Genomic DNA, 11,816 nt, shown 5'->3' with positions numbered 1-11,816 from the left:
AATAGGTTTTGATGCCATTTTTGGTGCTTTACTGTTTCTCAAATGCCTTTTTTCGCTCCTTATGTTTATTTTTATGCTCACTTTGATTTTTTCTCTCCGTAATTTCTCTCTGTGACAGCTTAGGGTGCGGAATGTGGGTTAAAGCGCAAAGTTTTGGGGAAATCAAATTTTTAATGGTTCGAGCTTTTTGGCAATGACTATAGCGTTTCCTAAGCTAGTGAGGTACACCTATTTTTTTTCCCTTTTGCCTAAAACCCATAACTTTTGTACCTCAGCACAATGAAAAACGCTATAACTACGACGAGTCGGCTGTTCTTGGAGACGAGGTTTACCCCGATGACTGTAATGACATTTTTTCACCACTTGCTGGTCTTCAAGTTCATGCCAATCTAAATTTTTTTGCCATTGTTTAAGAGCAGTTAAGGCATCTTCTCGACGGGCAAATTCCTGACGACTTAATTGTTGCAATTGCTTGTGAGCTTGAGCCGTTACCTTCTCTATCTTTTTATGGAGTTATTTGAGGTCTAAAGCCTCTTTTTTACAAGCTCTCTATCGACCTTGAAATAGCCCTACCCCCAGAAGGAGGAGGCTTTAAACCCAAATTTTCGGTAACTACTGGTTTAAGGTAAATCCGTCGCCCCCATCAAAAAGCGATCGCATTCCCTGGCGGCCCCGCGGCCTTCATTAATCGCCCAAACCACCAAACTTTGACCACGACGACAATCCCCCGCTGCAAAGACTTTCGGTAAGCTAGTGGCAAATTGACCGTGTTCGGCCTTGATATTGCTGCGGGCATCCTTTTCTAAGCCCAAATCATCGAGTAAAGGCTGTTCTGGTCCCAAAAATCCCATGGCCAATAGAACCAATTGCGTCGGGATGACTTTTTCGGTTCCTGCCACCGGTTGCGGGATAAACTGCCCTTTTTCGTTGCGTTGCCATTCCACCTGTACCGTGTGAATCCCCGTCACGTTGCCCTCGCTATCCCCCTCGAATTTAGTCGCTGTGGTGGTATAAACCCGGGGGTCATCGCCAAAACGTGCGGCCGCTTCCTCTTGTCCATAGTCCAGACGGTAGATTTTCGGCCATTCGGGCCAGGGATTATCGGCGGCCCGTTCGCGGGGCGGTTGCGGCATAATTTCTAATTGGGTGACGCTACGGCAGTTATGACGCAGGGAAGTCCCCACACAGTCGGTTCCCGTGTCACCACCGCCGATAATTACTACGTCTTTACCCGCAGCCGAGATAAAATCCTCCCCGGTCTGTCCGTCTAATAGTGCTTTTGTATTAGCGGTGAGAAACTCCATGGCGAAGTGAATGCCCTTTAATTGGCGACCTTCGATGTTCAAATCCCGGGGTTTGGTGGCTCCGGTACAGATAACCACGGCATCATATTCGTTTAATAGGTCTTGGCTGCTGATATCCTTGCCCACTTCCGTGTTACAGACCATTTTTACCCCTTCCTGTTCGAGCATCTGGAGACGACGCAGAACCACTTCTTCCTTATCTAACTTCATGTTAGGGATACCGTACATTAATAGGCCTCCGGGACGGTCGGCCCGTTCGTAAACCGTCACCCAGTGACCGGCTTTATTTAACTGGTCGGCGGCTGCTAATCCAGCAGGTCCGGAACCGATCACGGCCACTTTTTTGCCGGTACGGATTGCGGGGGGATTGGCAGTAATCCACCCGGATTCCCAACCCTTGTCGATAATCGAACATTCAATATTTTTGATCGTAACGGGGGGATTATGAATACCGAGAACACAGGAACCCTCACAGGGAGCGGGGCAGACTCTACCGGTAAATTCGGGGAAATTATTAGTTTTATGGAGGCGATCGAGGGCTTCTCGCCACAATCCTCGATAGATTAAATCATTCCATTCGGGAATCAGGTTATTAATCGGGCAACCACTGGCCATGCCACTAATTAGGGTTCCCGTGTGACAAAATGGTGTACCACAATCCATACAACGGGCGGCCTGATTGCGGAGTTTATCTTCTGGCATGGGAAGATGAAACTCATCCCAATTATGAAGACGATCGAGGGGGGTAAGTTCGGAAGGAAGTTCACGCAGGAATTCGATAAAGCCAGTCGGTTTGCCCATAGTCTTTGTTATCTCTGTCGTTTATCCCCTATCTTCCTTCACAGTTCGATCGATCCCGCAACTTTACCGATTTCTTTAATCTTATCGGCAGCTCAGTGGACTAACAGGCGGTAATTTTGACAAATTCGGTAATTAACTAGGGTCTGCCGAATAAATCTAAAAACCTTGCTGGATAAGACTTTTAGCCTTTTTTGAAATCCAAAAGTACCAGATATGGGAGTGATCAGGGGGAAATTCAGCTACTTTTTCCCTGAAAATTAGCTGAATTTCCCCCTCAAAATCGGTAAAACCCCACACCCCACACCCTACACCCTACACCCTGCCCCTAGGAAAAACTTTTTCAGCAGACCCTAACTATTGAGTTAAAAACAGGCGATTTCAAGAGGAAGGGGGCAATTCTAAGGGGATAGCCCCGATTATTCCCTTACGAAAATCATTGAGTAACTGCATGGCTGCCCTTTCTTTATCCTCTTGATATTTGAGATTGGCCAATTTTTCGATAAAATCCTCCCCGGTTATGTCTAGAGTATTCAACCCATAACGAGATTGTAAAAGTCCTTCATACTGTAATTCTCTTAATAAATCGACAAAAGCCGCCGCTATCCTTTGGTTATCATAACCAGCATCCCCAATATCCTCACAGATAGCTAATTTCACCGCATCCTTTTGATTTTCTAAACGGGAAGGAATCACCCCCGGCGCGTCTAATAATTCTAAGGTGTCGGAAATTCGCACCCATTGTAATTGTCGCGTTACTCCGGCCCTGCGGGCGCTGGCGACGACTTTTCGCCCTAATAAACGGTTAATCAGGGCAGATTTGCCCACATTGGGAAACCCAATCACCACGGCCCGCACTGGACGCGGTAACATTCCTCTCAGTTGGCGTTTTTGGTTAATTTCATCGCCAATTTTTTCCGCCGCTTTGATAATTGCTTTAACTCTTTCTCCCTGTTTAGCGTTAGTAAAATAGACGGTTTCTCCTTGACTTTTAAACCATGTTACCCATTGTTGCTGGGCAGATTCGGGAATCATATCGAGACGATTTAAGATTAATAAGCGCGGTTTATTGCCAATCCAATCGTCCACCTGCGGATGATGGGACGCTAAGGGAATGCGAGCATCGCGCACTTCTAGGACCACATCCACGAGTTTAAGATGTTCCTTGAGTTTTCTTTCCGCTTTGGCAATATGACCGGGATACCATTGAATTAACGACATGGGAGATGGGAGTATAAAATTAGATCTTATCAGGAATAGTCCCTAGATAGCTAAGTGGGTAGGTGTTAAGCAGCAATTCTCAGTTTTAGACACAGCAAACCTTTTAGGGATTTAAAGAACATTTTAAAGGGGGATTTTTGGGGCAACTTTGGGTGTACTATCACGTCAAAAGCCCAAAGACTCGTGAAATGAAATTCGCCATCCCATTGAATTTTACCCCGTATTATGCGAACTAACTCCCAAAAGCCTTGCTATAGCGCAAATTTAGAATTGCTGGGTGTTAAAAATTGTCAGATTCCTCCTTATTAAGCTATCCATTAGTTACATCTTTCTTAACATAAAATTTGACAAAAAGAGAAAAGTGTGCAAGATGGCTAAAGGGAGTTCTATCGAGGAACTAATTTGATCAGATAGTTTGCAGGTCCGGCTGATATCATCTAACCTTCCCAGTCCCAAGCAAATAGTTTTAACCCTGATCTCACGGCGGAAGCCTGAGAGAAGCCGAAGGGTCGCCTTTTCTACCTAAAAAACCCTCAAGAGAAGCAATTATTAAGTCTAAACTGGTTGTGTCTTGAACTGCCAAAACTATTGGATGTTCTTTGATTCTTTCTACTGTACTTTTGACTTGGGCAGCAATTAGCTCTGAAGGTTGAAAATAGGGTGAATTCCAAAAGTCGGGTGTGGCACAAGCTGCGGCTAGATTTACCGAAGCTTATGGTATTTTTGTATTCAGTTGTCCAGCCAAGTTTTCCACGATACTGATTAACCTTTTCTTGCTCCTGGTGTCCCCTAGGTCTGCATACTTTAGTTCTTGGGCTGCCCATTTCTCTATTTTTTTGCTCACCTCGATCTTAATTTATTCTTTCAAAACTATACCTATCAATCGTTTCCCTTTTGGCTCTCCTCGACTTTGTGTGATAATCAGTGCTGATCATTCCTAGTAGTCTTGCCAGACAAGGCTGTAAAAACTATATTCCCAGAAAATTATCGGCTGGCTGCATCTCCTATTTGTGACTTTCCCTCACCTATAGGTGAACAGCAGAAGTTATTCAAAGAGGGCGAATACAATTCGCCCCTATAATAATATTATTGCGCCAATGGTAGGGGCGCACCGTGGTCAGTGAGTTTATCGAACTGCGTGCGCCCAAAACGTCCTCTAGATATTTCGACCAAATTAAGATGCACCCAAATTGTCCCTATTATTCAGCTTAATAAGGGGGGTTGACAATTTTTAACAGCTACCTACTTATTTTTTGCCTCTTGCCTGACTGGGAGTCGCAAGTCTAAGCTAAGGATAGCCGGTCAACCCGTACCGACCACCGGATAAATGATAGAATGAACGATTCTAACGCTAATGCTCCCGCTCAATCCTCAGAAGAGACAATAGAGGAAACCAATTGGGTAGATCTGGGGGAAGAGGGGCAACCTCTAGATAAACCCACTGCTAAACCTATCCAACCATCTCCCCTTAAGTCTATCGCTACCCTGATCACGGTGGAAACGGCTTTTTTGGCCAGTGCTACCAGTTTAATCTGGTTAATTGATTATTATTTTCCCCTCGGACCGTTATTAAGGGTTTTCTTCCCGATTCCTGTCGCTTTAGCCTATTTACGTTGGGGCGCTCGCTGTGCTTGGATGACAGCATTAGTTTCTAGTTTACTTTTGTCGGTGTTGATGGGACCGACTCGCAGTATTGTCTTTTTGATTCCCCACGGCCTGATGGGGGTACAATTGGGGCTATGCTGGCGCCGGGGTGCGCGTTGGGAATTTTCTATCTTGACTGGGGGACTGTTGGGGGCTTTTGGTTTATTCTTTCGTTTTTGGCTGTTTTCAATTCTTTTAGGCGAAAATCTCTGGTTATATGTGATTACCCAAGCGACTAATTTTATTGATTGGATTTTCACCCAGTTAGGGATTCTCGCTAAACCGACACTGCTGCAAGTGCAATCGTTAGCAGTTGTGGGCATATTTGTCAATAGTTTATTATACTTATTTGCCGTGCATTTAGTGGCGTTATTAGTTCTTGATCGCCTCGGTAATCCGATTCCTCGTCCGCCCAAATGGGTACAAGTCATACTAGATTATGAGTAATTAGGGTGTGCTGAAAAAGTTTGTTGGTGGGGTTAAGGAGTCAGTAGCCGGTCGTCAGTAGCCGGTCGTCGGGAGTTTCAGGCTTTGTTGCCCTCCTTGTTCGTACTAACTTATGTACTGAAATAAGGATAATGCAAGGTTTTTGAAGGTCACAATCCTATATTCTGGCACTAACAGCGGATTTTAACAGGTCAAAATCCTTATTTTAAAAGGGTTTTACCATTATTCAGCCAGCCCTAATTATTTAGCACTTTATCGTCAGTATCTCCAGTCAACTTTTAATTAAGCGTTTTGCCCCGATTATTCTCTACGAAAATATTGCCGGTAATCAAGGCAGTAATTTAGCCGTTGTCTGATGGTTAGAGGGGAAAGGTTATCGACTATACCGTTATCGTCCCTACCTGCAAGAATTGCTAGAAATCGAGTCAGAGGCCGATTTACAGGTAATTTTGAACGTTATCGCCTTGCCCGAACGGGAATTAAGGGATTAAGGGATTAAGGAAACCGTCAATCCGGTCATCTCGTCAATAATCCTAACTAGACTAGCGGGTTAATTAATTCTTGAGAAAGCCAAAAGGGGATAAAAAGGGAATTTTAGCCTAAAAAGTCAGCTATATAGCTTTTAAGGTCTATTTTATTGCCTCTCATTACTCCTGACTGCTGAATTTGAGCCACTGACTCCTTTCTTGCCCCGAAAAATTTATCTTGGTCAGGGGATCATCGTCTTGTCAGAGAGTGACCGAGTGAGTTATAGTCGTCTATAAGACTCGATTAAAGCATTTCTTAAAAGAATCGTGGTTTTTGGAAAATCGAAAAGTGCGCTATTTTCCCTTCCATAGAAACCTGTTGCCGAGGGGAGTAACTAAAAAACTCCTTTTTTCCTAGATTCTGATAGACAGAACCGGCGGAAACGGATAAAAAATGCTGTTATCGAGCAAGACTCAGGGATTAATTGAAAATCTCGTCTCTTGGCTGTGCTTGTCTAATTGTGGGTCAAGCCAGCAGTTGCCAAACAGACTTAACAACTGAAACCAAGACTCAGTTCCCACGTCTGGGGGGCAGATGAATATCAAGATGAGGCTTTAACGATGCGGACTCATCTTCTTAGAACTTTCTTAACAAGACCAGATTTCCAGAAGTAGCCTCAAAGCATAGACAAATAGCCCATGGTACGTCGCTTTTGAAACCGAAAGATTGAGGAAATTGAATGCCAAAACAAATAATCATAGCCGAACAACACCATATAGCGGCTGTTTTTTGGGAAGATCAAATTCAGGAATTAGTTGTAGCCACAGGTAATCAGCAGGTGGCCGACATCTATCTAGGATTAGTAGAAAACGTCATCCCCGGGATAGATGCAGCCTTCGTCAATATTGGCGATGCGGAACGCAATGGCTTTATCCATGTCACCGACCTGGGCCCCTTAAGACTGAAAAAAACCGCCGGTGCTATCACGGAATTACTGGCCCCCCAGCAAAAAGTGCTGGTACAGGTAATGAAAGAACCCACCGGCAATAAAGGACCGCGACTAACGGGAAATGTCACTCTCCCCGGTCGTTATCTGGTATTGATGCCCAATGGTCGCGGGGTGAATCTTTCCCGTCGCATCCGCAGTGAAGACGAGCGCTCCCGTTTACGAGCCTTAGCGATTTTGGTCAAACCAGCGGGGATGGGGTTGCTGGTACGCACCGAGGCCGAAGGTAAAGCGGAAGAGGCGATTATCGAGGATTTGGAATTTCTGCAAAAACAGTGGGAGAGCATCCAACAGATGGCCGTCAGCAGCCGCGCCCCGGCCCTGCTGAACCGCGATGATGACTTTATTCAAAGGGTTTTGCGGGATATGTACAGTGCCGATGTCAATCGCATTGTTGTGGATAACCCGATGGCGGTAAAACGAGTTAAACAGCAATTGACGAACTGGGGCGGCGGCAAAGCTCTCGAAGGGGTTTATATCGACTCCCATCGGGAAACCCAGCCAATTCTCGACTATTTCCGGGTTAACGCCGCCATTCGCGAGGCCCTGAAACCCCGGGTTGATTTACCCTCCGGCGGCTACATTATCATCGAACCGACGGAAGCTTTAACGGTAATTGATGTTAACTCCGGTTCCTTTACCCGTTCGGCCACGGCCCGGGAAACCGTACTCTGGACTAATAGCGAGGCTGCCACAGAAATCGCTCGACAACTGCGCTTGAGAAATATCGGCGGTGTGGTGGTGGTGGACTTCATCGATATGGATTCCCGTCGCGACCAGTTGAAACTGCTGGAATTGTTTAATAAAGCCCTGAAAAGCGATAAAGCCCGGCCCCAGATTGCCCAATTATCGGAATTGGGGTTAGTGGAATTAACTCGTAAGCGTCAGGGGAAAAACATTTATGAATTATTCGGCAAAACCTGTGACCATTGCGGCGGACTAGGCCATTTAGCCCATCTACCCGGAGAAGGCAACGCCATCGCCCTAGAAACCCCCACCCTTAGCCGCGCGGAAAAAGAAACCCTTGTCGTTGCCCCGATTAATACAAAAGTTCTACCTGATAAGAGCGCTCCTAGCGTTGCGGCGGCCGAACCCTATCTAGAAGTTTTCTCCGAATTTGAGGCCGAAGAAAACGCCCAAGAGATAGATCTTTCCTTCCATCCCAACTATCAAGAACAGGTTAATAATTCTCGTCGTCGCCGTCGTCGTCGTCCCTCGGAACTGTTACTCAAAGAGGAACGGAGCGAAAAAGCCTCTACTAACGGTGTTAACAACGAAATCGAGCCGGAATCAGAACCCCAACGCCTTGAGGAAAAACGAGAACGCCCCGCTCGTCTCTCGAAACGGGGAGAAGATGCCAGCACCGCCAAAAATATCCCCGTCGCCGAACGGGAGAGGGTTTCCGTGGAAATGACCCCCGTAGAACAGGAAGTTTATTCTTTAATGGGCATTTCTCCCCTGATTCTGGTGGATAAGGAGTTTAAAGACCCGAAATCGGTGATTGTTTCCGTGAAACTGGCAGGGGAAAGAGAAGCGGAAAACCCAGAAACGCCTGCTGCCACTCCTGAAATATCCTTGACTCCTACCCCAGAAGCTGAGGTCGCACCAGTCGAAGGGATGGAAACCGGCGAGGAAGCCGAAAATCGTCCCTTAGTGCGCCGTCGTCGTCGTTCCACCACTAGCGAAGTTAGTCAGGAAATCGACCAAGAAGCTAGTGTGCCAGTGACTTTTACGCCTGAACCGATTGCGCCCGAAACTCCAGTTTTTCTCGGCGAAGTCATTCCTTTAGAAACCCCGGTGAGCGCCGAGGTGACGGAGGAGCCACAAGTAGAGGCCGAAACCACGGTGCTGCGTCGTCGTCGCCGTCGTTCCTCCGCCACTGTCGATGAGTCATGAGCGAAGAACCCTTAATTGCCGGTGTCGATGAAGTGGGACGCGGGGCTTTATTTGGCCCCGTGGTGGCGGCGGTAGTGGTCACTGTCCCCTCTGGTTTTGCCCGGCTGTGGGAGTTGGGGGTGAAGGATAGTAAGCAACTTAGCCCCCAAAAACGGCAAAAATTGAGCCAGCAAATACAACGGGATTTTGTTTGTCGCATCGGTTATGCTACGGTGAAAGAGATCGATCGCTTGAATATTCTTCATGCCTCCCTACTGGCAATGAGCAGAGCTATCGGGAAATTACCTCTTTCCCCCAGTCTCTGTTTGATCGATGGCAAGCACATTATTAAAGATTTGTCAATCCCCCAAAAGGCGGTAATTCAGGGAGACCAACAATCGCCGGTAATTGCGGCGGCTAGTATCGTGGCCAAAGTCTGGCGCGATGACTTAATTGCTCGTTGGCACGGACGCTATCCCGATTATGGCCTCCCTCGTCACAAGGGTTATGGCACTGCTCAACACCTAGAAGCGATTGGCAACCATGGACTTACTTCTCAGCACCGGCTCTCTTTTAGTCCCTGTCAACAAATCCGCTTAAGTTCCCACTCAAGGACGGAGTGGGGTGGGGAGGGCAATTGAGGGGTTTACTCACTGATAACTGATGCCAGGGCTTGACGGGCAATTTTTGTGACGTAGAGGGTGACGGCAACGGTAGCGATAAAACCGATAAGGCGAATAGTCCATTGTAAAGCTGGGTTAGTGGCTGGTGCCGAAGTCCCGATAGTGGCAAGATTGCCCGCTAAAGAGCCAATATAGACATACATTATCGTCCCCGGAATCATGCCCGCGCAACCTAGTAGATAATCTTTCAGAGAAACCCCGGTGACACCATAGGCATAATTGAGCAGAGTAAAGGGAAATATGGGAGATAAACGGGTTAAAAGCACTATTTTTAAGCCTTCTTTCCCCACAGCTTCATCGATAGCTTGAAATTTACTATTACCTTGAATTTTTTCCGCCACCCAACCCCTAGCCAGATAACGTCCCACCAGAAAAGCGGCAGTAGCGCCGATAGTCGCCCCGATAAAGACGTAAAAAGAGCCTAAAACCACGCCAAAAACCACACCAGCCCCTAAAGTCAGGATTGAACCGGGAAAAAAGGCCACAGTAGCTAGAATATAGATAATTATAAACGCGATCGCTCCCACGGCTCCCAAACTATCCACCCAAGTTAAGGCATGGAAAAGAATAGTTTGAGGATTAAAACCGATGGGGGCAGCAGATGCGAGAGCAAAAGCGGGGGAAGTAGTCAGGAGAAAAACAAGGCTAAATGTAGTTAATAACAGTAAATGCCTGATAATCACAGTTTTTCCTAAGGGCAAAAACTTGGAAATAATCATAAAAAGTCCCTATAAGGAATGAAAAAAGAGAGATTGAACTACAGAAGCGAATTAAATGGAACTGGGGGCTATTCTACCCCGATTATCATTGTTTAGACCAGAAAGGCCATCCTGAAAATTCCCAGAAAATCTCCCTCTCCGGGAGAAGATAAGACAAGCAACAGCCCGGTAATTTTTGCCGTTTACTTGATATTACACCTTGCCGTCTCTGGGGAAAAAATGTCACAATTAGAAATAATTAGCATTCGATATAGCAATTAATCTATGAAAATCATCCCCAAGGTCAAAGCCCCCACCTTCGTGCAAATGGCACAATGGATCATTAATCCCGTGGGTTTTATGGAAAATGCCGCCCGCAAGCATGGCGATATTTTTAGCACAAAAGTGGGTTTAACTGTAGATAATTTTATCTTTGTCAGCAGTCCTTCGGCCCTACAACAGGTTTTAACTAATGATCGTAAACAATTCTCGGCACCGGGGGAAGCCAATCGGATTATTGCCCCGATTATTGGCGATTATTCCGTCGTCATGTTAGACGGAGATATCCACAAAAAACGTCGTCAGCTTTTATTGCCACCTTTTCACGGGGAAAGAATGCGTTTCTACGGCGATTTAATCCGCGATATTACCCTAAGAGTAATGGCAGAATTGCCCGAAAATCAACCTTTAAAAGCCCGTTCAGCGACCACAGCGATTGCTTTACAAGTAATTATGGAGGCAGTTTTTGGAATTAGTCAAGGGGAACGTTATCAAACCTTGAAAAAAGTTCTGGCTGAAATGCTCGATATTTTTAACTCTCCAGTGATGGCTTCTTTGTTATTTTTCCCAATTTTGCGGGCTGATTTGGGTGCTTGGAGTCCCTGGGGAAAATACCAGCGTTCCCAAGAAAAAATTGATGATATCATCTATACAGAAATTGCCGAAAGAAAAGCTAATCCTAACCCCAATCGCACCGATATTTTATCACTACTGATGTCGGCCCGGGATGAAGAAGGCAACCCGATGAGTGATAAGGAATTGCGCGATGAATTAATGACCTTATTATTCGCAGGTCATGAAACCACCGCCACCGCTATGTCTTGGGCGCTCTACTGGATCCATCGCTATCCAGAAATTAAAGCAAAAATTCTGCAAGAAATAGCCACTTTAGGAGATAATCCTAAACCCATTGACATAACTCGATTACCCTATCTTTCGGCAGTTTGTTCGGAAACTTTACGCATTCATCCCGTGGGAATGTTAACTTTTCCGCGAGTAGTGGAAAAACCGGTAGAACTAGATGGTTATCCTTTAGAAAAAGGGACAATTCTTATGGGTTGTATTTATCTAGCTCACCACCGTGAGCAAACTTTCCCCGATTCCCATGCTTTTAAACCAGAACGCTTTTTAGAAAAACAATTCACCCCCTACGAATATATGCCTTTTGGTGGTGGGGCGCGTCGTTGTATCGGGGAAGTTTTAGCTATCTACGAGATGAAAATCGCTATCGCCACAATTTTGTCCAATTATCAGGGCTCTTCTAGGTTCTGTGTGAGCATGGTATAATAGTAACACAGAACAGGAGGTGGGTTATGTGGATAAATTTTGATCAACTCCTCGATTTACCAAATGTAACAGTGGTCAATTATCAAAAAATTGATGAGACAATTTT

General features: G+C 45.9%; 7 protein-coding genes and 2 pseudogenes. 4 read left to right on the top strand and 5 right to left on the bottom strand.

The genetic code is table 11. The features are described from left to right. Positions 1-228 precede the first annotated feature (228 nt). The 4 genes and pseudogenes from IM485_RS06450 to IM485_RS06435 all read right to left on the bottom strand — a co-directional run. Complete coding sequence (locus IM485_RS06450) at positions 229-468, bottom strand: hypothetical protein (protein WP_104395911.1); 240 nt, start codon at positions 466-468, stop codon at positions 229-231. A gap of 152 nt (positions 469-620) precedes the next feature. Beyond that, positions 621-2,105 (bottom strand): glutamate synthase subunit beta, encoded by a 1,485-nt coding sequence (locus IM485_RS06445; RefSeq protein WP_104395912.1) that lies wholly within the window; start codon positions 2,103-2,105, stop codon positions 621-623. 378 nt (positions 2,106-2,483) lie between these two features. Next, positions 2,484-3,323 carry a ribosome biogenesis GTPase YlqF gene (gene ylqF, locus IM485_RS06440; RefSeq protein ID WP_002741462.1) on the bottom strand — a complete coding sequence of 280 codons (840 nt, stop codon included), beginning with the start codon at positions 3,321-3,323 and terminating at the stop codon, positions 2,484-2,486. Positions 3,324-3,876: 553 nt separating this feature from the next. Then, positions 3,877-4,155: pseudogene (locus IM485_RS06435) on the bottom strand (IS4/Tn5 family transposase DNA-binding protein); the annotation flags it as partial. Between the two features lie 503 nt (positions 4,156-4,658). On the opposite strand from IM485_RS06435, the gene IM485_RS06430 reads away from it, so the two are divergent. The 3 genes from IM485_RS06430 to IM485_RS06420 all read left to right on the top strand — a co-directional run bounded on the left by IM485_RS06430 (position 4,659) and on the right by IM485_RS06420 (position 9,404). Then, positions 4,659-5,414: a DUF2232 domain-containing protein gene (locus IM485_RS06430; RefSeq protein WP_104395913.1), complete on the top strand. Its 756-nt coding sequence runs from the start codon at positions 4,659-4,661 to the stop codon at positions 5,412-5,414. Between the two features lie 1,207 nt (positions 5,415-6,621). Next, positions 6,622-8,784: a ribonuclease E gene (rne, locus tag IM485_RS06425; protein WP_287742038.1), complete on the top strand. Its 2,163-nt coding sequence runs from the start codon at positions 6,622-6,624 to the stop codon at positions 8,782-8,784. After that, on the top strand, positions 8,781-9,404 hold the full coding sequence (locus tag IM485_RS06420) for a ribonuclease HII (protein ID WP_287742036.1): 624 nt from the start codon (positions 8,781-8,783) through the stop codon (positions 9,402-9,404). The genes rne and IM485_RS06420 overlap by 4 nt, the downstream gene beginning before the upstream one ends. Before the next feature lie 5 nt (positions 9,405-9,409). On the opposite strand, the gene IM485_RS06415 is transcribed toward IM485_RS06420, so the two are convergent. After that, positions 9,410-10,165: a TVP38/TMEM64 family protein gene (locus IM485_RS06415; protein WP_287742034.1), complete on the bottom strand. Its 756-nt coding sequence runs from the start codon at positions 10,163-10,165 to the stop codon at positions 9,410-9,412. Positions 10,166-10,429: 264 nt separating this feature from the next. Between IM485_RS06415 and IM485_RS06410 the strand changes: the two are divergent. After that, positions 10,430-11,677, top strand: a pseudogene (locus tag IM485_RS06410) (cytochrome P450); the annotation flags it as partial. Positions 11,678-11,816: the final 139 nt, after the last annotated feature.

The organism is Microcystis sp. M169S2, from assembly GCF_020245865.1.
GTDB lineage: Bacteria > Cyanobacteriota > Cyanobacteriia > Cyanobacteriales > Microcystaceae > Microcystis > Microcystis ichthyoblabe_A.
The sequence above is the reverse complement of the archived record's forward strand: the minus strand, read 5'-3'. Positions and strand labels throughout refer to the sequence as shown.

Coding starts and splice junctions, on each gene's coding strand:
- IM485_RS06445 (WP_104395912.1), bottom strand. CDS start 2,105: ATGGGCAAACCGACTGGCTTTATCGAATTCCTGCGTGAACTTCCTTCC.
- ylqF (WP_002741462.1), bottom strand. CDS start 3,323: ATGTCGTTAATTCAATGGTATCCCGGTCATATTGCCAAAGCGGAAAGA.
- IM485_RS06430 (WP_104395913.1), top strand. CDS start 4,659: ATGAACGATTCTAACGCTAATGCTCCCGCTCAATCCTCAGAAGAGACA.
- rne (WP_287742038.1), top strand. CDS start 6,622: ATGCCAAAACAAATAATCATAGCCGAACAACACCATATAGCGGCTGTT.
- IM485_RS06420 (WP_287742036.1), top strand. CDS start 8,781: ATGAGCGAAGAACCCTTAATTGCCGGTGTCGATGAAGTGGGACGCGGG.
- IM485_RS06415 (WP_287742034.1), bottom strand. CDS start 10,165: ATGATTATTTCCAAGTTTTTGCCCTTAGGAAAAACTGTGATTATCAGG.